General features: G+C 72.3%; 20 protein-coding genes and 1 pseudogene. 7 read left to right on the forward strand and 14 right to left on the reverse strand.

Translation table 11 applies throughout. The features are described from left to right. Positions 1-159 precede the first annotated feature (159 nt). Entirely contained in the window at positions 160-714 is a 555-nt protein-coding gene (locus ACGF5U_RS11295) for a rhomboid family intramembrane serine protease (protein ID WP_392716267.1), read from the forward strand. Positions 715-718: 4 nt separating this feature from the next. On the opposite strand, the gene mqnP is transcribed toward ACGF5U_RS11295, so the two are convergent. From mqnP to ACGF5U_RS11310, 3 genes are read right to left on the reverse strand one after another with little or no spacing between them, the layout of a single operon-like run. After that, on the reverse strand, positions 719-1,702 hold the full coding sequence (gene mqnP / locus ACGF5U_RS11300) for a menaquinone biosynthesis prenyltransferase MqnP (protein WP_392716269.1): 984 nt from the start codon (positions 1,700-1,702) through the stop codon (positions 719-721). Further along, complete coding sequence (locus tag ACGF5U_RS11305; RefSeq protein WP_392716135.1) at positions 1,702-2,190, reverse strand: hypothetical protein; 489 nt, start codon at positions 2,188-2,190, stop codon at positions 1,702-1,704. The genes mqnP and ACGF5U_RS11305 overlap by 1 nt, the downstream gene beginning before the upstream one ends. Next, complete coding sequence (locus tag ACGF5U_RS11310; RefSeq protein WP_392716137.1) at positions 2,187-3,638, reverse strand: menaquinone biosynthesis decarboxylase; 1,452 nt, start codon at positions 3,636-3,638, stop codon at positions 2,187-2,189. The genes ACGF5U_RS11305 and ACGF5U_RS11310 overlap by 4 nt, the downstream gene beginning before the upstream one ends. A gap of 392 nt (positions 3,639-4,030) precedes the next feature. On the opposite strand from ACGF5U_RS11310, the gene ACGF5U_RS11315 reads away from it, so the two are divergent. Together ACGF5U_RS11315 and ACGF5U_RS11320 are read left to right on the forward strand one after the other, a co-directional pair. Next, on the forward strand, positions 4,031-4,462 hold the full coding sequence (locus ACGF5U_RS11315) for a PLD nuclease N-terminal domain-containing protein (RefSeq protein WP_392716139.1): 432 nt from the start codon (positions 4,031-4,033) through the stop codon (positions 4,460-4,462). 1 nt (position 4,463) lies between these two features. Continuing rightward, positions 4,464-5,360 carry a LysR family transcriptional regulator gene (locus ACGF5U_RS11320; protein WP_392716141.1) on the forward strand — a complete coding sequence of 299 codons (897 nt, stop codon included), beginning with the start codon at positions 4,464-4,466 and terminating at the stop codon, positions 5,358-5,360. On the opposite strand, the gene ACGF5U_RS11325 is transcribed toward ACGF5U_RS11320, so the two are convergent. After that, positions 5,260-6,348 (reverse strand): DMT family transporter, encoded by a 1,089-nt coding sequence (locus ACGF5U_RS11325; protein ID WP_392716143.1) that lies wholly within the window; start codon positions 6,346-6,348, stop codon positions 5,260-5,262. The two genes, ACGF5U_RS11320 and ACGF5U_RS11325, sit on opposite strands and share 101 nt — an antisense overlap. Before the next feature lie 145 nt (positions 6,349-6,493). On the opposite strand from ACGF5U_RS11325, the gene ACGF5U_RS11330 reads away from it, so the two are divergent. From ACGF5U_RS11330 to ACGF5U_RS11340, 3 genes are all read left to right on the forward strand, one after another. Beyond that, entirely contained in the window at positions 6,494-7,429 is a 936-nt protein-coding gene (locus ACGF5U_RS11330; protein WP_392716146.1) for an isopenicillin N synthase family dioxygenase, read from the forward strand. Positions 7,430-7,630: 201 nt separating this feature from the next. Further along, on the forward strand, positions 7,631-9,706 hold the full coding sequence (locus ACGF5U_RS11335) for a hypothetical protein (RefSeq protein ID WP_392716148.1): 2,076 nt from the start codon (positions 7,631-7,633) through the stop codon (positions 9,704-9,706). A gap of 60 nt (positions 9,707-9,766) precedes the next feature. Continuing rightward, on the forward strand, positions 9,767-11,323 hold the full coding sequence (locus ACGF5U_RS11340; RefSeq protein ID WP_392716150.1) for a hypothetical protein: 1,557 nt from the start codon (positions 9,767-9,769) through the stop codon (positions 11,321-11,323). Here ACGF5U_RS11340 and ACGF5U_RS11345 read toward each other — a convergent pair. From ACGF5U_RS11345 to hemL, 8 genes and pseudogenes are all read right to left on the reverse strand, one after another. After that, the gene (locus ACGF5U_RS11345; protein ID WP_392716152.1) at positions 11,320-11,865 is read right to left on the reverse strand and encodes an SRPBCC family protein; all 546 of its coding nucleotides are present in this window, start codon (positions 11,863-11,865) and stop codon (positions 11,320-11,322) included. The two genes, ACGF5U_RS11340 and ACGF5U_RS11345, sit on opposite strands and share 4 nt — an antisense overlap. 63 nt (positions 11,866-11,928) lie before the next feature. Further along, entirely contained in the window at positions 11,929-13,032 is a 1,104-nt protein-coding gene (ccsB, locus tag ACGF5U_RS11350) for a c-type cytochrome biogenesis protein CcsB (protein ID WP_392716154.1), read from the reverse strand. Continuing rightward, positions 13,029-14,978: a cytochrome c biogenesis protein ResB gene (locus ACGF5U_RS11355; protein ID WP_392716156.1), complete on the reverse strand. Its 1,950-nt coding sequence runs from the start codon at positions 14,976-14,978 to the stop codon at positions 13,029-13,031. Before ACGF5U_RS11355 ends, ccsB begins: the two co-directional genes overlap by 4 nt. Before the next feature lie 5 nt (positions 14,979-14,983). Beyond that, on the reverse strand, positions 14,984-15,721 hold the full coding sequence (locus ACGF5U_RS11360; protein WP_392716158.1) for a cytochrome c biogenesis CcdA family protein: 738 nt from the start codon (positions 15,719-15,721) through the stop codon (positions 14,984-14,986). Positions 15,722-15,823: 102 nt separating this feature from the next. Further along, positions 15,824-16,423, reverse strand: a pseudogene (locus tag ACGF5U_RS11365) (TlpA family protein disulfide reductase); the annotation flags it as partial. 185 nt (positions 16,424-16,608) lie between these two features. Beyond that, positions 16,609-17,865, reverse strand: a complete 1,257-nt coding sequence (locus ACGF5U_RS11370; protein WP_392716160.1) for a hypothetical protein — start codon at positions 17,863-17,865, stop codon at positions 16,609-16,611. A gap of 167 nt (positions 17,866-18,032) precedes the next feature. Continuing rightward, positions 18,033-18,716, reverse strand: a complete 684-nt coding sequence (locus ACGF5U_RS11375) for a histidine phosphatase family protein (protein ID WP_392716162.1) — start codon at positions 18,714-18,716, stop codon at positions 18,033-18,035. Continuing rightward, on the reverse strand, positions 18,713-20,032 hold the full coding sequence (gene hemL / locus ACGF5U_RS11380) for a glutamate-1-semialdehyde 2,1-aminomutase (protein WP_392716164.1): 1,320 nt from the start codon (positions 20,030-20,032) through the stop codon (positions 18,713-18,715). The genes ACGF5U_RS11375 and hemL overlap by 4 nt, the downstream gene beginning before the upstream one ends. 317 nt (positions 20,033-20,349) lie before the next feature. Here hemL and ACGF5U_RS11385 point away from each other — a divergent pair, with 317 nt between their 5' ends. Further along, positions 20,350-20,916, forward strand: a complete 567-nt coding sequence (locus ACGF5U_RS11385; protein WP_392716166.1) for a hypothetical protein — start codon at positions 20,350-20,352, stop codon at positions 20,914-20,916. A gap of 442 nt (positions 20,917-21,358) precedes the next feature. Here ACGF5U_RS11385 and ACGF5U_RS11390 read toward each other — a convergent pair whose 3' ends face one another. Continuing rightward, positions 21,359-21,760 (reverse strand): CU044_2847 family protein, encoded by a 402-nt coding sequence (locus ACGF5U_RS11390; RefSeq protein ID WP_392716168.1) that lies wholly within the window; start codon positions 21,758-21,760, stop codon positions 21,359-21,361. Positions 21,761-21,933: 173 nt separating this feature from the next. Continuing rightward, positions 21,934-22,851 carry an ABC transporter substrate-binding protein gene (locus ACGF5U_RS11395; RefSeq protein WP_392716170.1) on the reverse strand — a complete coding sequence of 306 codons (918 nt, stop codon included), beginning with the start codon at positions 22,849-22,851 and terminating at the stop codon, positions 21,934-21,936. Between the last annotated feature and the right edge of the window lie 10 nt (positions 22,852-22,861).

Genomic DNA, 22,861 nt, shown 5'->3' on the forward strand with positions numbered 1-22,861 from the left:
GCGGAACTGAACGAGGTGGCGCCGACGTTCTCGGGGGGACAGGCGCGAGAAGGCCGGGGGGCGGGAATGGTACGGAGCGCACGGAGAGTGCGGAGCGCGGGCGGTGGCGACGGCACCGGGTGGACGGGTGCCGACCGGGTCAAGGCCGCCGCCGGGCTGATGCTGGGCTGGGTCGCGCTGCTGTGGGTGCTGGAGGCCGTCGATCTGGCGACGGGCCACGCCCTCGACACGTACGGGATCATGCCGCGGGACTTCGCCGAGCTGCGCGACCTCGTGCCGGCGGCGTTCCTGCACTTCGGCTTCGGGCACGTCGCGGCGAACAGCGTGCCCCTGCTGGTGTTCGGCTTCCTCGCGGCGGTCGGCGGCATACGCCGGTTCCTGGGCGTGGCGGCGCTGATCGTGGTGATCGACGGCCTCGGCGTGTGGCTGGTGTCCCCTTCGTACAGCAACACGGCGGGCGCTTCCGGGCTGATCTTCGGCCTGTTCGGCTATCTGCTGGTGCGCGGCTTCGTGGACCGCAAGCCGCTGGACATCGGTGTCGGCGTGGCCGTCGGGGCCGTCTGGGGTTCCACGATCCTGCTGGGCATATCGCCGTCGCAGACCGGCGTGAGCTGGCAGGGGCATCTGTTCGGCCTGGTGGCGGGCGTGGCGGCGGCGTTCGTCTTCCGCCGCCGCCGTCCGGTGCCGGGCGCGCGCCCGGTGCTCGCGCCCTGAGGCGTCACACCGTGAGGCCCCGGGCGACCAGGTCGAGGAGCGCGCACAGGAACAGGGCGACACCGATGAAGCCGTTCGTCGTGAAGAACGCCCGGTTCAGCCGCGAGAGGTCGCCGGGCCTGACGATGCTGTGCTCATAGGCGAACGCCACGGCGACGATCACCAGACCGGCCCAGAACCAGACGCCGGCGCCGGTCGCCAGCGCGTACCAGACGAACAGCGCGGTCGTCACGACATGGCTGCCACGCGCCCCGTACAGGGCGGCCGGAATGCCGAACCTGGCCGGTACGGACATGACGCCGTGCGCCCGGTCCGCGTCGACGTCCTGGCACGCGAAGATCAGGTCGAAGCCGCCGATCCAGACACCGACCGCGAGGCCCAGGATCACGGCCTCCCACGACCACGCCCCGGTCACCGCGAGCCACGCCCCGACGGGGCCCATGGCCTGGGCGAGGCCGAGGATCGCGTGCGGGAAGTTCGTGAACCGCTTGCCGTACGGATAGACGACCATCGGGACGACGGCGACGGGCGCGAGCATCAGGCACAGCGGGTTCAGCAGCGCGGCCGCGCCGAGGAACACCACCAGCGCCACCAGCGCCCCGGTCCACGCGGACCGCACCGACACGGCCCCGGTGACCAGCTCCCGCCCGGCCGTCCGGGGGTTCCTGGCGTCGATCTCGCGGTCGATGATCCGGTTGCAGGCCATGGCGAACGTACGCAGCCCGACCATCGCGACGGTGACGAGCAGCAGCTCACCCCAGTGCACCCGCCGGTCGTCCTGGAACATGGCGGTCAGGGAGGCGATGTACGCGAACGGCAGCGCGAACACCGAGTGCTCGATCATCACCAGCCGCAGGAACGCCCGGGCGCGGCCCGGCCCGGACACGGAACCCGGCCCGGAACCGGGGCTGGAGCCGGAGCCGGCACCGGAGCTGGAGCCGGAACCGGAACCGGAACCGGCGTCCGCGATCCCGTCGGTGGTCGTCATCATGCGAGGCTCCCGAGGAACGCGTCGAGGTCGGCGAGCAGCCCCGCGGCGGGCAGCGGCCCCGTCTCCACGGTCAGCGCCGGGGCCTCGCCGTCGGGCGGGGTGACGTGCGCCGTGAAGCTGTACGCGCCCTGCCCGGCCGGGCGGGCGTCCAGGCGCAGCACGGCACCGCCGTCGACGGTGAACGGCTCGGGCTCGCCCCCGGGCGCGGAACCGGCGGCGAGCTCGGCGCGCAGCCGCTCCGCGAAACCGGCCGGTTCGGCGTCGCGCACACCGGGAAGCTCGAAGCCGTCGCCGGTGCCGTCGTGCTCGACGAGGACCGTCCAGACGTCTCCGGGGCCCGCGAACTCCTCGGGCGAGACGCCCGCCCGCTCGGCGGCGTCCCGCACCCCCGGCTGCGCCGGGTCGAGCCGGGGCCGCAGGAGGGCCACGTAGCTGGTGTCGGTGCCGATGTAGAGGGCCGGTCCTTCGACGGCGAGCGGGCTCACAGGCCGTATTCCTTCCAGCGGCGGGTGACGCGTTCGGCGGTGGCGGGGTCGGACTCGACCATGTCCGGCCAGCCGCCGTCCCGGACGTAGCCCTCCTCGGGCCACTTCCGCGTGGCGTCGATGCCCGCCTTGCCGCCCCAGAACTGCTGGTACGAGGCGTGGTCCAGGTGGTCGACCGGGCCTTCGACCACGGTGAGGTCACGGGCGTAGTCGACGTTTCCGAGGGCCCGCCACGACACCTCGTGGTAGTTGTGCACGTCGCAGTCGGCGTCCACCACCACGATCAGCTTCTCCAGCGACAGCATGTGGGCGCCCCAGATCGCGTGCATGACCTTCTGCGCGTGCTTGGGGTACTTCTTCTCGATCGAGACGATCACGCAGTTGTGGAAGCCGCCGGACTCGGGGAGGTGGTAGTCCACGATGTCGGGCACGATGATCTTCAGGAGCGGGAGGAAGAACCGCTCCGTCGCCCGTCCCAGCGGGCCGTCCTCCGTCGGCGGACGGCCGACGACGATCGACTGGAGCAGCGGCCTGCGGCGCATCGTCACACAGTCGATGGTGAGCGCGGGGAAGTCCTCCTGCGGCGTGTAGAAGCCGGTGTGGTCGCCGAACGGCCCCTCCGGCAGCATCTTCCCGGGCTCCAGCCAGCCTTCCAGGACCACTTCGGCGTGCGCCGGGACCTGGAGCGGCACGGTCTTGCAGTCGACCATCTCGATCCGCTTGCCCTGCAGGAACCCGGCGAACAGGTACTCGTCGATGTCCTCGGGCAGCGGTGCCGTGGACGCGTACGTCACGGCGGGCGGCGCCCCGAACGCGATCGCGACCGGCAGCCGCTCACCGCGCCGCGCGGCCACCTGGTAGTGGTTGCGGCTGTCCTTGTGGATCTGCCAGTGCATGCCGATGGTGCGCTTGTCGTGGCGCTGGAGCCGGTACAGACCGAGGTTCCGGATGCCGTTCTCGGGGTGCTTGGTGTGCGTGAGGCCCAGGTTGAAGAAGGAGCCGCCGTCCTTCGGCCAGGTGAACAGCGCGGGAAGCGCGTCCAGGTCGACGTCGTCGCCGTGCAGGACGACCTCCTGCACGGGGGCGTCCTTCACCTTCTTCGGCGGTACGTGGGTCATCGCGCCGAGCTTCCCGAACGCCTCGCGCACCCCGACGAAGCTGCTGGGCAGCTCGGGCTTGAGCAGCCCGCCGATCTTGTCGCTGATCTCGTCGTACGAGGACAGGCCGAGCGCCTTGAGCAGCCGGCGGTCCGTACCGAAGACGTTCATGGCGAGCGGCATCGCCGAGCCCTTGACGTTCTCGAAGAGCAGCGCCGGCCCTCCGGACTTCTGCACCCGGTCGACGATCTCCCCGACCTCCAGGTACGGGTCGACTTCTGCCTTGACGCGCCTGAGGTCGCCTTCGCGTTCCAGAGCCCTGAGCAGCGAGCGGAGATCGTCGTAAGCCATGCGCCCCAGTATCCCCGAGGCGGCGGACCGCCCACGCGCAGGGCCGGGGGTCCGGGGGTCGCACGGGCCGGGGGTCCGGGGGTCGCCCCCGGGCCGACACAGCCCCGAGGCGGCGGACCACCCACGCGCAGGGCCGGGGGTCCGAGGGTCGCATGGCCCGGGGGTCCGGAGGTCGCACGGGCCGGGGGTCGCACGGGCCGGGGGTGCGGGGGCGGCGGACGCGGCGGGTCCTGGGGCCGTGAGCCCAGGGCGGGGGGCGGCGGACGCGGCGGGGGGCCGGAGCCGGGGGCGGCCCGGGGCCGGAGGGGGGCCGGGGTCACCGGCTACCCTGGACGTGGTCATCCGGGGCTGTCGTCGCGCGGCCCGCCAACGCTTCCAGGGGGCTGTCCCACATGCTCAGGGCACTGATGTTCATCCTGCCGCTGGCGCTGACGATCTACGCGTTCATCGACTGCCTCAACACCCCCGAGGACGAGGCGAAGCACCTGCCCAAGGTGGCGTGGGTCTTCATCATCCTGCTCTTCTGGATCGTCGGCCCGATCGTCTGGTTCGCGGCCGGCAGGGCGCGCCGTGCCTCCGCCCGGGGCGGCACGCCCAGCGAGTGGCACCGCAACCAGCGCACCCAGTGGGTCGCCCCGGACGACAACCCGGAGTTCCTGAAGTCGCTGCGCGACGAGCACAAGAAGGACGAGTCGCTCCTCAAGGACTGGGAGGCCGACCTGCGCCGCCGCGAGGAGGAGCTCAAGCGGCGTGACGAGGACGGCGGCAACGGCACAGGCGGTTCCGGCACCGGCACCGGCGGCGACGAGCCCAAGAAGCCGTGACGTGGAGCTGCGTCTCCTGGTGACCTTCGTGAAGGTCGCCGAGGTGCTCGGCTTCACCCAGGCCGCCGCGGAACTCAAGTACGCCCAGTCCAGTGTGACCGCCCAGATCCGGTCGCTTGAGTCCTCGCTCGGCACCGAGCTGTTCGACCGGCTGGGCAGCCGTATCCGGCTGACCGAGGCGGGTGAGCGGCTGCTGCCGTACGCCCGTCAGATCATCGAGCTCGCCGACGAGGCGCGGGCGGCGGTCGCGGGCGCCGGGGAGCCCGAGGGGACGCTCACCGTCGGCACGGTGGAGTCGGTCACCTCCTACCGGCTGCCCGCGCTGCTGGAGCTGTTCCACCACCGCTATCCGAGGGTGCGGCTGTCGCTGCGCCCGACGCTGGGCGACGAGACCCGGCAGGCGCTGCGGCGTGGCCTGTTCGACATCGGCTTCCTGCTGGAGGAGCGGACCGAGCACCCGGACCTGGAGACGGAGGTCCTCACCGCCGAGCCGCTCACCCTGGTCGCGGCGCCCGGCCACCCGCTGGCCGGGCGGGCGGCGGTGGCGACCGGCGACCTGGCGGCGGTGCAGCTGGTGGGCACCGAGCCGGGCTGCCGCTACCGGGACCTCTTCGAGGAGGAGCTGTGCCGGCTGACGGGGGCGCCGCCCCCGTTCATGGAGTGCGGCACGATCGAGGCCGCCAAGAGCGCGGTGGCGAGCGGCCTCGGCATCGCCCTGCTGCCCCGGGTCGCCGTCGCCCGTGAGCTCGCCGCCGGGACCCTGGCGGCGCTGGCGTGGGAGCCCGGGTTCACGCTGTTCACCCAGCTCGCGTGGCGGCGCGGGAAGCGGCTTCCCGGCCATGCGCGGCTGTTCGTGGAGCAGGCGCGGCGGCTCGTGCGGGAGCAGACCGCAGGGTGACCTTCAGCCCGGCCAGCACGATCAGGGGTGCGCCCAGGGCCTGGACGAGGCCGATGTGGTGCCCGTACACGGCCCAGTCGGCGACCATGGCGACCGCCGGGTAGATGAACGCCAGCACCGCGATCTTCGCGGTGGGCAGCTTCTGGTAAGCGGAGTACATCAGGACGTACATCAGCCCGGTGTGGACGAGCCCGAGCCCGGCGAGCCACGCCCAGCCGGCCCCCAGCCCGGCCGCCTCGCCGCCGTCCAGGAACGGCAGCAGCAGCGGGATGCCCACCAGCACCTGTACGAGGGCCACGAGGTGCGGCCGGACACCGGTGACGCGCTTGGTGACGATGGTGGAGGCGGCGTACAGGAGCGCGGCGAGCAGTGCCAGGCCGATCCCCACCAGGGAGCCGGTGTCACCCGGCCGTACGCCGGAGACGAGCACGAGCCCGGCGAACGCGACGACCAGCCAGCCGAGCTTGCCCGCGGTGAGCCGCTCCCGGAGGAACAGCGCGCCGAGCAGCACCACGTAGAACGGCTGGGTGTGGTAGACGACCGTGGCCAGTGAGATCGAGGTCCGCTCGTACGCCTCGAAGAAGAGCACCCAGTTGAAGACGATGAGCACCCCGCCGAGCGCGGCGAGTGCCAGCTTCCTCGCGGTGAGGCCGTGGTCGGTGAAGTACCCGCGGGCGAGGCAGTAGGCGGCGAGCGCGAGGGCGCCGAAGAGGCAGCGGAAGAGCACGACGTTGAAGGGGGACGCCCCCGACTCGACGACGAAGACCCCGATGGTGCCGGACAGCGCCATCGCCGCGGCCAGTTCGAGGGTGCCGCGGGTTTCGGACCCGCGCGGCGCGGCGCCGGTGCCTGCGGCTCCGGTTCCGCCGGCGGCTCCCGTGGCGGCTCCGGTTCCGGTGGCGGCTCCGGTTCCGGTGGTGCTTCCGGTGGCGGCCGGGGCCGTGGCTGCGGTGCCCGTGACGGCCGGGCCCGTGGTGTGGGTTCTCATGGCGACGACGCTACGAACGGCGGTGCCGGCCGGTCCACGCGCTGGTGGGGCGTCCTGCCGATGGGCCCATCGGAGGTGCCGATGGCCGCTCCGCCGGCCGCCGCGCGCTGTTGCCCCGTACCGGGCGCGCGGCGACAGTTGAGGCATGCGTACGCACCGCATCCCCACCGTCGACCTGCGGCCCTGGCGCTCCGGCGACCCCGCCGCCCGCGCCACTCTCGCCACGGCCGTCGACCGGGCGCTGCGCGGCGCGGGGTTCCTGCTGGTCACCGGTCATGGCGTGGACCCGGGGCTGGGGGCGGCCATCCGCAGGACCGCGCGGGCGTTCTTCCTGCTGCCGCCCGCCGTCAAGGAACCGTACGCGGTGCGGGTCGGCGGGCGTGGCTGGCTCGGCCCCGGCCGGGAGGCCAACGGCTACGCGGAGGGCTCGCTCACTCCCCCGGACCTGAAGGAGTCGCTGTCGTTCGCGGCGGACGAACCGACCGGCAACCCGGTCGTGGACGCGGAGTGGTTCCTGCCGAACACCTGGCCCGCCGAGGTGCCGGAGCTGCGACCGCTGGTGGAGGCGTATCTCGTACGGATGCGGGCGCTCTCCGACGAGCTGCTGCGGCTGCTGGGCGCGGCGCTGGGCGAGGGCGAGGACTTCTTCACCCGGCACACCGCCCACCCCACCTGGGGGTTCAACATCAACTGGTACCCGGGGCGGGACCGTACGGGTGTCCCGGCGCCCGGCCAGTTCCGGATCGGCCCGCACACCGACTACGGCACGATCACCGTCCTGGACCGGCAGGCCGGCCGGGGCGGGCTCCAGGTGTTCACCGACCGGGACGGGTGGGCGGACGCCCCGTACGACCCGGACGCGCTCACGGTCAACATCGGCGACCTGATGGCACGGTGGACGGACGGACGGTGGCGGTCGGGCCGCCACCGGGTGCTGCCGCCTCCGGCCGACGTGCCGTCGGAGGAGCTGATGTCGCTGGTGTACTTCTACGAGTGCGACCCCGGCACGACCGTACGGGGCATCGACTCGCACGCGTATCTGCGCGAGCAGCTCGACGCGATCGCCACGGACCCCGCGTAGCCGCGACCCGTACGACCCGCGCGGTCCGTACGACCCGTGCGACCCGCGCCCGTGACGGCCGGATCCGCCCTTTCCCCTACGGGATGACGCTTCGGGTATCGGTTCGAGAACTCTCCGCGATATCCCAACTCCGCGCAGCTATCCTTCACTTGAAAGTGTGACAGGACACGTCTTGTGACGCTGACGCTTCGGGGGTGGCGTGTGGACAGAGACCTGTACGGCCGTGAGGCGGTCCTCGATCCGGCGGGTCTGGTGTCCCGGCTGACCGGCCTCGCCCCGTACGGCTTCTCCCGTGTCGAGTACGAGCACGGCGACGACCCGCCCGTCACCGTCTTCGTCGGCGGGCGCGGCATGGGCAAGACGGCCCTGCTCAAGCAGATCCGCAACGCCTACCGGGGCGGCACCCCGCTCGCCCTCCTCGACTGCGCCCACATCGAGGCGCCGGTCGACCACGGCCCCGGCTGGAACCAGGTGACCGGGGCGCTCGCCGAGCTGGCCGTGCAGCTCTCGCCGCGCGTGCTGGCGGCGAAGCCGGTGGAGTTCCCCCGGCTGTCCCTCGGTCTGGCCGCCGTCGCCAGCATCAGCTGGTCCCGCGAGGACGACGAGCGGGCCCGCCGCGACCTCCAGCGCCTCGGCCCCGTCCTGTCGACCGTCGACGAGACGAAGGGCGCGGCGGGCACCTGGGTCACCAAGGTCCTCGCCAAGCTCGCGTCGACCGCCGCCGAGACCACGACACCCCTCGCGGGTCTCCTCGCCGAAGCGACCGTGGAAACCGTGCTCGAAGAGGTGTTCGGCCGATATCAGCGCAGGTCGGAGGCGTGGTACGGGGCGTACCGCAACGGCGGGGGCAACGGCAAGATCGGCCTCCACCAGCTCGCCGTGGACTTCTCCCAGGGCGGCCGCCGCCGCGCCGACGCGGAGGGCTTCCTGGTCGGGGCGCTGGTGGAGGACCTGCGGCGCGCCTATGTGGGCCTCGCCCGGCGCGGCACCCGCAGGGGCCGCCCCGTCGTCCTGCTGGACAACGCCCACCTGCCGCTCGGGCGGCGGCTGATCGAGCCGGTCCTGCGGGAACGGAACGACGGCCGACGGGACCAGGTGGTGATCATCGCCTCGTCCAGGCACCGCGACCACGAGGGCATGCGCCGCGCCACCCGGCTGCGGCTGCCGGAGGTCGGCCACCGGGCGCCGTGCCCACGCGGCCCCGACATCACCTCCGGGATCCTCGCGGTGGAGCTGACACCGCTGAGCGCCGCGCAGACGCGGAGCGTGTTCGACCGGTACGACCCGGCGGGCCGCGCCCCCGCCGAACTGCCGAACGGCGTCCACCGGCTGACCGGAGGCCGCCCCCTGGGCGTGGCGCTGCTGGGACGTGCCACGGGCGAGGCGTCCGCCGGGACGCGGTCCACGCTCACGCCGGGCGCCCTGCTGGACCTGACCGTGGAGCTGCGGGAGGACGCGCCCGCCGTACCGGTCGCCGACGCGCTGCTGGCCGAACTCCTGCCGGACCTGCGCCCGGACGAGGCGGCCGTGCTGGCCGCCGCGCACGACGAGCCGTCGGCCCGGGCGCTGGCCCGCACCCGGCTGCGCGGCGCACACGCCGAGGGTGACGTGGCCCTGCGGGTGCGGGACGCGCTGCGGGCGGACGGCTGGGGCGACGGCGGCGGCGACGGCGGTCGGGGGCAGTTCGTCGGGGACCCGCTGCTGCGGGCGCTGCTGCTGCACCGGCTGCGGTTCCATGACGCGGACGCCCCGGCGTACGCGGCGTGGCGGGCCGTCCACGAGACGCTGCACCGCCACTACGGGCCCGACCCGAACCCGTTCCGGCTGCGTCAGGAGCTGGCGCTCGGGCAGAGCGAGGGCGCCGTGGCACGGCTGCGGGAGACGTTCCCGGACGCGGACGTGCGGGGCTGGCTGGAGCGGCTGCGGTTCATCGCGTCCGCCCCGTACCCGCGTGAACTCCACCACCCGGGGCCGGATCCCCGCCGGGCGGTGGCCCTCGGGCAGGACCCGGGCGGGCCGCTGCCGGACGGCCTGGACCCGGAGGGGGCGGCGCTGCACCTGCGGGTGCGGCGGCTGCTGCACGCCGTATGGCTGGTCACCGATCCGCTGGCGCTGCCGGACGACGACGTCGTCGAGAAGCTCGCGCACGAGCTGCGCCAGCTGTCGGGGCTGCACCTGACCGGGAACAGCGCGCTGTGGGACGCGGCCACCCACTGGCCCAGGGACATCCGTGCCTGGCGGGCCCTGTCGTCGCCGGGGCGCGGGAACGGAGCCTGACGACCCATGCCACCCACGCCCGACGAACCCACTCGCCCCACAGGACCCGACGGAGCAGGTATGCGGAACCCGCTGCGCTACCGCGTCTTCTACACGACCCGGCAGAAGATCGTCACGAGTACGGTGGTGCTGGCCCTGCTGATCTGGGGCACCGTCGTCGCCGTCGACCGGATCACCACGCCCGAGGACCGCGGCTGCGTCCCCGGCGTCGAGCGGCCCGTCGGCAGCCGGGAGTGCGTCGGCGTCGCCGTCGACGGGAACGGCTACGACTTCGGGGTGCCCGCGCTCACCAGCGTCGCCGCCGCGATCGGCCGCGAGAACGCCTCGCTGCGCGAGGGCCGGTATGCGACGGTGGCGCTGCTGCTGCCGCTCACCTCGACCGACCCCGGGCTGCGCGAGAAGGTGCTGCACGAGCTGCAGGGCGCGTTCGCGCAGCAGTACGCCGCCAACCGCGACAACAACGAGACGCCGCAGATCCGGCTGCTGCTCGCCAACAGCGGCAAGGGCCACGTCCACTGGCGGGTGGCGGTGGACCGGCTGAAGACGATGCGGGGCGCCCCGCACCAGCTGCGCGCCGTGTCCGGCATCGGCACCAGCAACGCCCTCGTACGCGACGCGGTGAGCGAGCTGACCGGCGCGGGCATCGCGGTCGTCGGCACCACGATCACCGCCGACGACATCGCCAACGGGCCGGGCCCCGGCCACAACCGGTTCCCCGGCCTCGCCAGGGTCGCGCCCACCAACAGCGACGAGGCACGGGCCCTGGCCCGCTTCGGCACGGTCGACGCGGGCAGGGCGCTCCTCGTCCACGACACCCGCACCGGCGACCACTACACCGACACCCTGAAGACCGCCTTCTCGACCCTCCTGGTCAAGTCCCCTTACGAAGCGCAGCTGTTCACGTCCCCGGAGGACCCCAACGCCGAGGGCACCACGGCCAACACGTTCCGGCAGATCACCCATCTCATCTGCGACACACGCGCCGACACGCTGTACTTCGCCGGACGCCACACCCAGCTGCGGCAGTTCGTCAACGCGCTGGGGCGGCGCGGCTGCACCGACCGGAAGTTCACCGTGCTCACCGGCGACGAGGGCTCCTACCTGGGCGCCGACAAGCAGCTCGACCGGTCCGTGCTGGGCGCCGGGCTGACCGTACGGTACGCGGCGCTCGCCCACCCCGACGCGTGGCGGGCGGTGGCGGGCAGGCCCACCCCGGCGACGGGCGGGTCGACGGCGGCGTACGACGCGTTCGTGCGGACCCTGGACACGCTCGCCACGAAGCCCGCGGGGCCGATCGGCCCGGTGGAGCTCACCGACGGGCAGGCGATCGTCGCGTACGACGCGATGGCGCTGGCCGTGCACGCGATCCGGGAGGCGACACCGCGCGGCAGCCGGCTCCCTCCGGCGGCGGACGTCGTCAAGCAGTGGCCGCAGGTCAAGGGCTCGCTGAAGGTGGCGGGGGCGGGCGGCTGGATCTGCCTGGACAACTACGGCAACCCGTACAACAAGGCGGTCCCGGTGGTGGAGCTGACGGGCAACGCCCCGAGGTTCGTACAGATCGCCTGGCCCGAGGGGAAGCCGCCGGCGGGCGACTGCCTGCCGCCGCGCCGCTCCTAGGTTCCGGAGGTGCCCGTACGGGCCCGCTCGTCGGCGTCCGCCGCCGCGTACCGCTCGCGCAGCTCCCGCCAGTGGTCGGGCGTCCACCGCGACCAGTCGGCCGGCCGCCCGTCCAGCGCGTCGGCGAGCAGACCGAAGTGGTCGTGCCAGCCCGCGAGGCAGTCCAGCCGCAGCGCGTCGGAGCCCCGTACCTCGTTGGTGAACCGCACCACGGTGGCGCCGGGGCCGCCCGGCTCCAGATGGAACCGGACGCGCCCGTGCAGAGCGAGCGTGTACTCGGCGACGCGCTCCACGTCCCAGGCGGTGACCGTCCCGGTGACGGCGGTCTTCGGATCGGTCAGCCAGCGCAGCGCCACCGCTCCGCCGAGCCGGGGCTCGAACACGTCGACGGCGGCGAGCCAGCGCGGCAGCCCGTCCCGGGAGGCGACGGCGGGCCACACCCGCTCCTCGGGGTGCGGCAGCCGCACCACGAACCGCAGGACGTGCGTGTCGCCGTGGCTCTCGCTGGTACCGGGGACCACCACGGGGTCGGCGGTGTCCATGCCTCCAGCGTCGCGCGCCCGGACCCGCTCCGCTACCTCAGAGCGACCCCGGAGCGCCCCGCGTCACACGCCGGCGTAGGAGTGCAGGCTGTTCACGAAGAGGTTCACGCCGTAGTAGTTGAAGAGCCAGCACGCGAACGCGATCAGCGCGATGTACGCGGCCTTGCGGCCCTTCCAGCCCGCCGTGGCGCGCGCGTGCAGGTACGCGGCGTAGGCGACCCAGGTGATGAACGACCAGACCTCCTTGGCGTCCCAGTTCCAGTAGCGGCCCCAGGCGTCGCCGGCCCAGATGGCACCCGCGATGATCGTGAACGTCCACAGCGGGAAGACGGCCGCGTTGACGCGGTACGCGAACTTGTCGAGGCTCGCGGCGGCCGGCAGCCGCTCCAGGACGGAACGGGCGAAGGCGCCGGGCTTCCCGCCGGACGCGAGCTTGTTCTCGTACGCGTCGCGGAACAGGTACAGCAGGGTGCCGACCGCGCCGAGGTAGAACACGGCACCGCAGAAGATGGCGGTGGAGACGTGGATCCACAGCCAGTACGAGTCCAGGGCGGGGACCAGCTGGTCGCTCTCGGTGTAGAGCCAGGTCGTGGCCACGCCCAGGTCGAGCAGGACGGTGGTGACCAGGGCCAGGCCCATCCAGCGGACGTTCCTGCCCGCGAAGAGGAAGGCCAGGTACGCGCCGACCGCCACGGTCGAGAAGGTCAGCGAGAACTCGTACATGTTGCCCCAGGGGGCCCGCTGCACCGACAGCGCGCGGGAGACGACGGCGGCCGCCTCCACGAGGAACGCCAGCGTGGTCAGCGAGATGGCGATACGCCCGTACAGGTCGCCCTTCTCGTCGCCGCCGGCCGCGCCGGGCCCGTCCGGCACGTCCCGCGCCCCGGCGCCGGCCCGCGTGACCACCCGCGGCTTGTCCAGGACGGCCGTCCCGGCGCTCCCCCCGGCCGTCCGGGTGCGGACGGCCGGCGCGCCACCGGCGGCGCCGGACGCCGTGGCGGCGCCACCGGTCAGCGCGGCGGCGGTACGGCCGACCTTGCTGCGGCTGCCGAGCGTCCATTCGGCGATGTGCGCGAGGAAGGCCAGCGTGTAGACGGCCATCGCCGAATAGACGAGGACGTTGCTGATGTGCGCCAGGTTTTCGTTGGTGGCGGCGGCGAGACTCACTTCTCAGCCCCTTCGGCAGGAACGGCGTCGTCGGACACGACGTCGTCGACGTCGTCGGACACAGCGTCGTCGGACGTGACACCGGCTGCGGCGTCGGTACCGGCGGCGTCGGCATCGGGTTCGGGCGCCGTCGGCGCCACGGTGTGGAGCGCGGCGGCCAGGTCGGCCAGCTCCTCGGGCAGCTTCGCGGACTCGCTCCGCCCCAGCCCGGCCATCTCCAGGACGGTCACGCCGTCCTCACCCTCGACGGCCCTGACCCAGACGCGGCGCCGCTGAATGAACAGGGAGCCGACGAGTCCGGCGATCGCGCCGACCGCACCCGCGAGGGCGAGGCCGTTGCCGGGCTGCTGCGAGATCTGGAAGCTGGCCCATTCCTTGATCTCCTTCTCGAAGGTGATCGAGCCGGCCCCGTCGGGGAGCGTCATGGTCTCGCCGGGCAGCAGGGTCTTCTTGAAGATGTCGCCGTCGGCGTCCTTGAACGGCTCCATCTTGCTGGTGTCCAGCTGGTACACGTTCTGCGGCAGACCGCTGTCGACGCGCAGGTCGCCGTGGTAGGCGCTCAGGTTGAGCGCCGGGAACACCAGCCCCGGGAACTGCGAGAACATCTCGCCCTGGCCCTTGCCCGCGTACGTCGGGACGAAGAACGCGGGGAAGCCGAGCTGCCGCTTCTCGCCGTTCTTGTCGCGGTAGCCGTCCATCACCTTGATGACACCGCTGGAGGTGACGTTGTTGTCGATCGGCAGGAGCGGCACGGCCCCCTGGTAGACGACCTTGCCCTTGCCGTCCTTGACGGTGACGACCGGGGCGTAGCCGTGGGCGATCAGGTAGACCTTCGCGCCGTCGATCTCCAGCGGCTTGTTCACCTCGATGACGGCGTCCTTGTCGGCGCCGCCGGCCTTCGCGTACGTGACGCGGGCCTCGAACGTGCGGGGCGTGCCGCGCTGCGGTCCGCTGGTCTCGTACGTGCCCCGGAACTGGTTCAGGGTGAAACCGAACGGCACCAGCTCCTCCGTGGAGAACAGGGAGCCGGACGAGAAGTCGTCGTACTGCGTGAGCGTGTTGGCGAAGCCGTCGCCCTCGATGACCAGCTTGCCGCCCTCGGACTTGAACAGCTGGCCCCACGCGAACGCCACCAGCATCACGATCAGGGCGATGTGGAAGAGGAGGTTGCCGACCTCGCGCAGGTAGCCCTTCTCGGCGGCGACGGCGTCACCGGCGGCATGGGCGCGGAAGCCGCGCCGCCTCAGCAGCGCGAGGGCCGCGTCGCGCACCTCACCGGGGGTGGCATCGGTGCGCCAGGTGGCGTACGCGGGCAGCCGGGTCAGCCGTTTGGGCGCGCCCGGCGGACGGCCCCGCAGCTGCCCGGCGAACTGCCAGGTGCGCGGGACGATGCAGCCGATGAGGGAGACGAACAGCAGGATGTAGACGGCCGAGAACCACACCGAGCTGTAGACGTCGAAGAGCTGGAGCCTGTCGTAGATCGGCGCGAGCGTCTCGTGGGCTTCCTTGAAGGCGTTGACCTTCGTCTCGTCCACGTTGTTCTGCGGGATCAGGGAGCCCGGGACGGACGCGAGCGACAGCAGGAACAGCAGCAGCAGCGCGACCCGCATCGAGGTCAGCTGCCGCCAGAACCAGCGCACCCAGCCGATGACACCCAGGGCGGGACCGCCGATGGCGCCGTCATCGGCGACCGGGGCGGTGGAGAGCTGCGACCCGGCGGCGCCGAGTTCCCGCTCGCTCCTCGCAGCGTCGGCCGCGTCGGGGTCGGCGGCGGCGTCGTCGGCGTCGGCTGCGGTCGCGGTCGCGGTCGCGTCAGTGTCGGCTACGGTCGCGGCGTCGGCGGCGGCGGTCGTGTCGGCACCGGTCGCGGTCTCGGTGCTCGTCTCCGCGCTCGTCTCCGCGCTCGTCTCGGTGCTCGTCTCGGTGCTCGTCTCGGTGTTGCTCATCGAACTCAGATCCCCACCTGGAAGCCTTCGGACCAGCCCTGCATCTCCTGCACGAGGATGTCCCACACACCTGTGAGCATGAGCAGACCGGTCCCGATCATCATGACGCCGCCGATCCGCATCACCCACGCATAGTGCCGCTTGACCCAGCCGAACGTGCCGAGCGCCTTGCGGAAGGCGACCGCCGCGATCACGAACGGCACGCCGAGGCCGAGGCAGTACGCGACGGTCAGCAGCGCGCCGCGCCCGGCGCTGGCCTCGTTCGCGGCGAGCGCCTGGACGGCCGCCAGCGTGGGCCCGATGCACGGGGCCCAGCCGATGCCGAACAGGGCGCCCAGCAAGGGAGCGCCGGCGAGGCCCGAAGCGGGGCGCAGGTGGAAGCGGAACTCGCGCTGGGTGAACCACGGCATGAGGCCCATGAAGAGGACCCCCATGAGGATCAACAGGATGCCGAGGACGATCGTGAGGGGCTCGCGGTACGCCTGGAGCGTCCAGCCGAAGTAGCCGAACAGGGCGCCGCCCGAGACGAACACGGCGGAGAAGCCGAGGACGAACAGGACGGCCCCGGCGGCCATCCGCCCCCGCCTGGCCTCGGCGAGGTCGGTGCCGGTGACACCGGTCACGTACGAGAGGTAGCCGGGGACCAGCGGCAGCACGCAGGGCGAGAAGAAGGAGACCAGGCCTCCGAGCACGGCGATGGGCAGGGCCAGCAGGAGCGCCCCGCTGAAGACCGTCTGGTTCATCGACTACTTCTCCGCGGCCTTGTCGGCGGCCTTGTCCGCGGTCTGTCCCGCGGTGGTCCCGGCCGTCTTCGCGGCCGTCTTCCCGGCGGTGGTCCCGGCCGCCTCGGCCAGGACCGGCTCGATCATCGAGCGGAGCTTGTCCTCGTTGAGCGCCATGAGCGCCCGGGCGGCGATCTTGCCGTCGCGGTCGAGGACGATGGTGGTCGGGATGGCCTGCGGGTTGAGGGTGCCCTTGGGGAATCCGTTGAGGATGAGCTTGCCGGCCGGGTCGTAGAGGCTCGGGTACGTGATCCCGTGGTCCTCCTCGAACGTCAGCGCCGGCTGCTTGTTGAAGTCCCGGGTGTTGATGCCGATGAACTCCACGCCCTTGGGCTTCAGCTCCCCGGCGACCTTCACGAAGTGCTTCGCCTCGGTGCGGCACGGTGTGCACCACGAGCCCCAGAGGTTCAGCACGACGACCTTGCCCTTGAGGTCGGCCACGTCGAGCCGCCCGCCCTGGAGGGTTTCGCCCTCCAGCGTGCCGGGCGCCGTGCGGCTGCCCTTGGCGACGGTCGAGATGCCACCCGTGTCGGTGACGAAGTTGGTGCCGCCGCCACCACCGGACTTGCCGGTGGAGTCGCCGCTGCACGCGGTCAGCGTCAGCGCCGCCGCGAGCGCGGCGGCGCCGAGCAGGAGTCCTCGGGGGGCAGGGCTAAGGCTCATGTGAAAAGTTTCGCATGGGCGATTCGCGGATCTTGGGCGCCCCCCTGAGTGCCCGTAAAGCCCCTTGTCAAGCTCGCCTAAGCCTGCTTGCGGCGGGCATGCTCCTCGGGCAGCCCGGCAGCCCGGCAGTACCCGGAACCCGGTGGGTCCGGGTACTGCCCGGAACCCCCGGCCCGCCGCGCGCCCTACGCGGCTTTCAGGAAGGTGTTCCACCCACCGGCCGGCGATTGTCCGACGTCGAGCGTGCGCAGCTTGGCGAGGATCGCCGGATCCTGGACGTCGAGCCAGTCCACGAACTGCCGGAATGACACCAGCCGTACGTCCTTCTCGCCGGCCATTCCCTTGAGCGCCTCCTCGACGGCGTCCATGTAGATACCGCCGTTCCACTGTTCGAAGTGGTTGCCGATGAAGAAGGGCGCGCGATTCGTCTCGTACGCGCGGCGGAACCCGGCGAGATACGCCTCGGTCGCCTGCTTCTTCCAGCCCGGATAGCGCGACGGCACGCCCTGCGTCGAATTCTTCGACTGGTTGGCGAGCATGTTGTAGTCCATCGAGAGGACCTCGAACGAGTGCCCGGGGAACGGTACGGCCTGGAGCGGCAGGTCCCAGATGTCCCGGCGCTTGTCGGGCCACCGCTGGCGGCCTCCGGGCGAGGAGGCGTCGTAGCGCCAGCCGAGCTGCTTGGCGGTGGGCAGCAGGTTGTCCTGGCCGAGCAGGCACGGGGTGCGGCCGCCGATGAGTTCCCTGCGGTAGTCGAAGGGCAGCGGGTCGAGCTCCGTCCAGCCGCTGTTGGTCTTCCACTCGGTGACGAACTTCACCGCCTGGTCGATCTCGTTCCGCCACTCGGCCGATGTCCAGTTCCCGACCGATCCGGAGCCGGCGCAGAAGTGGCCGTTGAAGTGGGTGCCTATCTCATGACCGTCGAGCCACGCCTGGCGGACGGATTTCAGCGTGTCCTTGATGTGGTCGTCGGTGAGATAGCCGATGTCGGACGCGCCGACGCGGTTGTTCGGCGGGCGGTAGAGCGTCTTCTTCGACTCCGGGAGCAGATAGATCCCGGAGAGGAAGAAGGTCATGGCCGCCCCGTGGTTCCTGGCGAGTTCCAGAAAGCGCGGGAAGAGGCCGTTGCCGACCTCGCCCGCGCCGTCCCAGGAGAAGATCACGAACTGGGGCGGGGTCTGACCGGGTTCGAGCGGGACGGGCTTGCGGGGCTGGTTCGGCTGCTTTCCGGTGTCGGCCGTGGAACCGTCGCCTATCGGCCGGCCGGGATTGGCTCCGGGCGACGGCTTTCCCTGGCCGTCCTTTCCTTGATCCTTACCGGGTTTCCGCCCGTCCCGTCCCCCGTCGCCCGCACGGTCGATGAGGCCACAGCCGGCGATTCCCATCCCGGCCGCGGCCCCAACTCCCGCCCCCAGCAACGTCCTTCTGCTGATCTGGCGCATATCTTCCCCATCCGCGCTGGCGTCTGCCGGACAAATGTCCGAACCGGCACACCCTGAGATGCGCGGCGGAACGCGAGGGTTCCGGGGATTAACACACCATTACCAATGTGACGAGACGTTGACGAGCCTGATGCCGTTCGGCCACTTGCGGCACCTCTCGTCCGGCGCTACGCGCCGAATGCCTTCGACTTTCCCTTCACCGGCTTGGCACCGGCGAGCAGATGCGCCGGCACGAGGTCCCGGGCGGGCTCGCTGTAGCCGACCGACACGATCCGGTCGCCGTGGTAGGTGAACGACGTGAGCGACGCCAGCGTGCACTGGCGGCGCCTCGGGTCGTGCCACAGCCTGCGCCGCTCGACGTAGCTGCGCACGATCCAGATCGGCAGCTGGTGGCTGACGCACACCGCCTCGTGCCCCCGGGCGGCGTCCCGCGCCGCGTCCAGCGCGCCCATCATCCGTACGACCTGGTCGAGGTACGGCTCGCCCCACGAGGGCCGGAACGGATTGGTCAGGTGCCGCCAGTTGCCCGGCTTGCGCAGCGCGCCGTCGCCCACGCCGAAGGTCTTGCCCTCGAAGACGTTGGCCGCCTCGATCAGCCGCGCGTCGGTCGCGAGGTCCAGGCCGTGCGCCTTGGCGATCGGCGCGGCCGTCTCCTGGGCCCGCTCCAGCGGGGACGCCACCACGTACGCGACGTCCCGCCCGGCCAGGTGCTCGGCGACCCGGTCGGCCATCTGCCGCCCGAGCTCGGACAGGTGGTAGCCGGCGCGACGCCCGTACAGCACGCCGTCCGGGTTGTGCACCTCACCGTGCCGCATCACATGGACGACGGTGACGTCCCGCTCCCCGCTCATGCGGCGCCCTCCGCGGTGGCCTCGGCGGCCGCGCGGGCCGCGGCCGGCAGCGCGGCGGCGATCCGCTCCACGGCGCGCTCGTCGTGGGCCGTGGACACGAACCACGACTCGAAGGCGGACGGCGGCAGGTAGACGCCGTGCGCGAGCATCGAGTGGAAGAACGCGGTGAACCGGAACGACTCCTGCTTCTTGGCGTCCTCGTAGTCGACGACCTCGCGCTCCGCGAAGAAGACGGAGAACATGTTCGACGCGGTCTGCAGCCGGTGCGCCACGCCCTCCTTGCCCAGCGCCTCGGTCACCAGCCCCTGGATCTCCCGCGACACGGCGTCGACCTTCTCGTACGCGGCGTCGTCCAGCAGCCGCAGCTGCGCCAGGCCAGCGGCGGTGGCGACGGGGTTACCCGACAGCGTGCCGGCCTGGTAGACCGGGCCGGCCGGGGCGAGGTGCGCCATGACGTCGGCGCGGCCGCCGAACGCCGCCGCCGGGAAGCCGCCGCCCATGACCTTGCCGAACGTCATCAGGTCGGGCGTGACGCCGTCGATGCCGTACCAGCCGGCCTTCGACGTACGGAAACCGGTCATGACCTCGTCGGAGATGTAGAGCGCGCCGTTCTTCGCGCAGGCGTCCTTCAGCCCCGCGTTGAATCCGGGACGCGGCGGCACGACGCCCATGTTGCCGGGCGACGCCTCCGTGATCACACAGGCGATCTCACCGGGGTGCGTGTGGAACGCCTCGTGCACCGCCTCCAGGTCGTTGTACGGCAGGACGATCGTGTCGCCCGCCTGCGCACCCGTGACGCCCGGCGTGTCGGGCAGCCCGAAGGTCGCCACGCCCGAGCCCGCCGCGGCCAGCAGCGCGTCCACGTGGCCGTGGTAGCAGCCGGCGAACTTGATCACCTTGGCGCGGCCGGTGAAGCCGCGGGCCAGCCGGATCGCCGACATCGTCGCCTCGGTGCCGCTGGAGACCAGCCGGACCTGCTCGACGGGGGCGACCCGGGCCACGATCTCCTCGGCGAGCGCGACCTCGCCCTCACCCGGTGTACCGAACGACGTACCCCGCGCCACCGCCTCCTGGACCGCGGCGATCACCTCGGGGTGCGCGTGCCCGAGGATCATCGGCCCCCAGGAGCACACGAGATCGACATATTCCCGCCCATCGGCGTCCGTGAGGTACGGACCGGTACCGGACACCATGAACCGGGGCGTACCGCCCACGGCTCGGAACGCCCGGACGGGAGAGTTCACGCCGCCGGGCGTCACAAGGGACGCGCGGTCGAAAAGCGTCTGTGAGACTGGGGCTTCGTATGAATACGGCACTTTGGTCCTGACCTGCGAGAACGATGGGACGGGCGGGCGACGCCGGGCGACAGGGCGATCACCGGCGGCGACGCCAGGCTCCTGGCGGTCGAGCCTTCTGATTCCTTCTTCACGACCTTGTTTACTGCGGGGCGTCAGTACCTCCGCGTCTGCGAAACTGGGGCGTCATAGGGAAAGCTCACAGAAACCATGGTGTCAGAGGCCCGGACGTTCTCGCGGACAGGTGTTTCACCGTACGTTCGTGGGGGAGGTCACTGACACGATGATCGGGTTGCGCGGCGGGGGCTGTGTTGCCTAAAAACCAGTCGGGTGGAGATATGCATCGCGGTGGCGGACTGGGCGAGGGGACCGACGACCTGGGTCCCGAGCCTGCCCGGCGGGGGAGGCACCGGCGCGAGCGGAACGAACCAATGGGGGACACACCCCTGGGGAGCGGTGGTGGCCGGTTGGGGGTGACCTACAAATACTTCGGCGCGCCCAACGGCGCCACGGCCGCACGGGTACCGATCTCGATGCGGCCGGAGGAGCTGGGCGGCGACGAACTCGGCATGGGCGGCATGTTCACCAAGATCAAGCCGGAAACGATAGCGGCGATGGTGCTGACCGGCATCCAGGGCATGCCCCTGCACAAGGTGCCGCCGCTGGAGCTGGTGGTGCTCCACCCCGACTACGCGGTGGTGAAGCTGCCGATGACGGTCGTCGACCCCCTGCGGGGCATCGGCGAGGAGTCCGTCGGCGCTGCGGCCTTCATATGGTCGACGGTCCCGGACCGGGGCGGCCCGCGCGACGCCTTCAACGTGTACCAGCTGCTGCACGAGTGGCAGGACTTCTCGGTCCGCCTCCACGAGGCCGGCCACCAGCCGTACTGCCTGGTCTGGCCGTAGCCCGCCCCGGAGTCGGCGCGAACGCCGGACGCCGGACGCCGGACGCCAGCCGGGACGGCGGGGAGGCCCGGGACGTGCCAGGACGACCGGGACGTGCCAGGACGACCGGGACGTGCCAGGACGACCGGGACGTGCCAGGACGACCGGGACGGCAGGGAGGACCGGGACGGCAGGGAGGACCGGGACGGCAGGAACGTCCGGCGGGGCATGGGGGGCACGGAACCGCGTTCCGCAGCCCGTCCCCGGGACCGTCGCCGCCGACCGCAGGCACCGGGCGGCCGCTGCCGGACCCCGGCGTCACGGTGATCGCGGTGATGGCGGTGATGGCGGTGATCGCGGTGATGGCGGTGATCGCGGCTGGATCAGCCGACCTGCGGCTCGGAGGCGGGCGGATCGGCTCGGGGCGGGCGGATCAGCCGACCTGCGGATCAGGGTGGGCGGATCAGCCGGCCTGCGGATCCGGCGCGGGTGGGGCTCCCGCGTCGTTCCGGTTCCACGTGAGCGTGACGGAGAAGTTGGCCTCGGTGGCGGTGCTGGCGATGACGACGTCCGCGCCCGCCGACAGGGACACCCCGAACTCCAGGGTGATCTCGTCCGGTGCGTTCGCGAGCCCCCGGAACCGCCCGACGAAGCTGTCGGCCACCGGCCGTACGGTGTCCAGCATCTGCCCCAGCGAGCGCTCGGCCCTGGCGACGGCCCTGTCACCGCCCCGGCCGACCCGCACCAGGGAGTCGTCGACCTCCCGGATCTGCACCCGGACGATGTCGCCTCCGCCGTCGGCGTCACTGTCGGCCCCGGTGTCGCTTAGGGGCACTTCGACGGTACGGACGATCCGGTCGCTCATGGCGCTCCTCCATCACTCGCGCGACGACTCCGTCGAACCAGCCTCCCCGGCGAACGCGCCGGGGAGGGACGGAGGCTCATAGGAGATCACAGCGAGGTGAACGAGGCCCAGGTTTCTCCGAGTTGGTGTGACCCGGAGCTGCGGGCCCCGGTGGTTCCGGGGCCCGGGGCGTGTCAGCGCTTGGCGCGCAGGTGCTCCAGCGCCGCCGCCACGTCCCTGAAGAAACGTCCGTGGGCGGTGGCGCTCGGCGGGGTCTCGGGGCTCCACGGCTCCACACCCGCGTCGGGCGCCAGCGACCGCCACCGCGGGTAGGTCTCCAGGACGTCGCGCGGCACCGCGTTCGCGCGGCCGTCCAGCAGGATCAGGTCCGGGCGCAGCCGGGCGGCCGCCGCCCAGTCGGTGGTGACCCAGCTCGCGCCGCCCGGCCCCGGGTCGACCAGCCCGACGCCCAGCTCCGCGAGGTGGCGCAGCTCCGGCCACGCCTCCGGCCGGGCCAGGTGCACCTGGTCGGGGCCCGCCGCCGAGAGCGCGAGGACCCGCAGCGGCCCGGGGCCATCGACCGCGGCGCGTACGGCCCGCTCGGCGGCGGCCACCGCGCGGGCACCGTCGTCCCCGGGGTCCCCCGGGTGCCCGTCGGGCCCGTCGGACGGCCCGGACCCGCCCGACGGGCCGGGTGTCGAGGGCCGCAGCGTAGCGGCCAGGTCGGCGAAGCGCCGCAGGATCGCGGTGAGCGGGGCGCCCGCGACCGCCAGGGCCGCCACCGGCACGCCGAGCCGCTGCGCCAGAGCGCCGTCCACGGCGTACACACTCTTCCCGTCGTACGTGACGTCGACGATCAGATCCGGCCGCAGGGAGCGCAGCGCGTCCTCGCCGAGCGCGGCGCCGGGGCCGAGATACGTCACACCGGCCTCGGGCAGGGTGCCCGCCTTGGCCGGGTCGACGACGTCACCGTCGTGGCCGGAGCCGTAGACGGCGACGGGTCGTATGCCCAGGTCGTGCAGGGCGGCTCCGGCACGCGCGTACGCGATCACCCGCTCCGGTCGCCGCTCCGTCTGTAGGTCCCGTCCGGTGTCGTCCGTGAAAGCCCACACAGCCCGCTCC

It is taken from the genome of Streptomyces sp. NPDC047886 (assembly GCF_043204435.1).
GTDB lineage: Bacteria > Actinomycetota > Actinomycetes > Streptomycetales > Streptomycetaceae > Streptomyces.

What these genes read in the sequence shown, in the direction of transcription:
- ACGF5U_RS11295 (WP_392716267.1), top strand. Translation starts at nt 160, where the DNA reads ATGCTGGGCTGGGTCGCGCTGCTGTGGGTGCTGGAGGCCGTCGATCTG.
- mqnP (WP_392716269.1), bottom strand. Translation starts at nt 1,702, where the DNA reads ATGACGACCACCGACGGGATCGCGGACGCCGGTTCCGGTTCCGGTTCC.
- ACGF5U_RS11310 (WP_392716137.1), bottom strand. Translation starts at nt 3,638, where the DNA reads ATGGCTTACGACGATCTCCGCTCGCTGCTCAGGGCTCTGGAACGCGAA.
- ACGF5U_RS11315 (WP_392716139.1), top strand. Translation starts at nt 4,031, where the DNA reads ATGCTCAGGGCACTGATGTTCATCCTGCCGCTGGCGCTGACGATCTAC.
- ACGF5U_RS11325 (WP_392716143.1), bottom strand. Translation starts at nt 6,348, where the DNA reads ATGAGAACCCACACCACGGGCCCGGCCGTCACGGGCACCGCAGCCACG.
- ACGF5U_RS11330 (WP_392716146.1), top strand. Translation starts at nt 6,494, where the DNA reads ATGCGTACGCACCGCATCCCCACCGTCGACCTGCGGCCCTGGCGCTCC.
- ACGF5U_RS11340 (WP_392716150.1), top strand. Translation starts at nt 9,767, where the DNA reads ATGCGGAACCCGCTGCGCTACCGCGTCTTCTACACGACCCGGCAGAAG.
- ACGF5U_RS11345 (WP_392716152.1), bottom strand. Translation starts at nt 11,865, where the DNA reads ATGGACACCGCCGACCCCGTGGTGGTCCCCGGTACCAGCGAGAGCCAC.
- ACGF5U_RS11355 (WP_392716156.1), bottom strand. Translation starts at nt 14,978, where the DNA reads ATGAGCAACACCGAGACGAGCACCGAGACGAGCACCGAGACGAGCGCG.
- ACGF5U_RS11360 (WP_392716158.1), bottom strand. Translation starts at nt 15,721, where the DNA reads ATGAACCAGACGGTCTTCAGCGGGGCGCTCCTGCTGGCCCTGCCCATC.
- ACGF5U_RS11370 (WP_392716160.1), bottom strand. Translation starts at nt 17,865, where the DNA reads ATGCGCCAGATCAGCAGAAGGACGTTGCTGGGGGCGGGAGTTGGGGCC.
- ACGF5U_RS11375 (WP_392716162.1), bottom strand. Translation starts at nt 18,716, where the DNA reads ATGAGCGGGGAGCGGGACGTCACCGTCGTCCATGTGATGCGGCACGGT.
- ACGF5U_RS11385 (WP_392716166.1), top strand. Translation starts at nt 20,350, where the DNA reads ATGCATCGCGGTGGCGGACTGGGCGAGGGGACCGACGACCTGGGTCCC.
- ACGF5U_RS11390 (WP_392716168.1), bottom strand. Translation starts at nt 21,760, where the DNA reads ATGAGCGACCGGATCGTCCGTACCGTCGAAGTGCCCCTAAGCGACACC.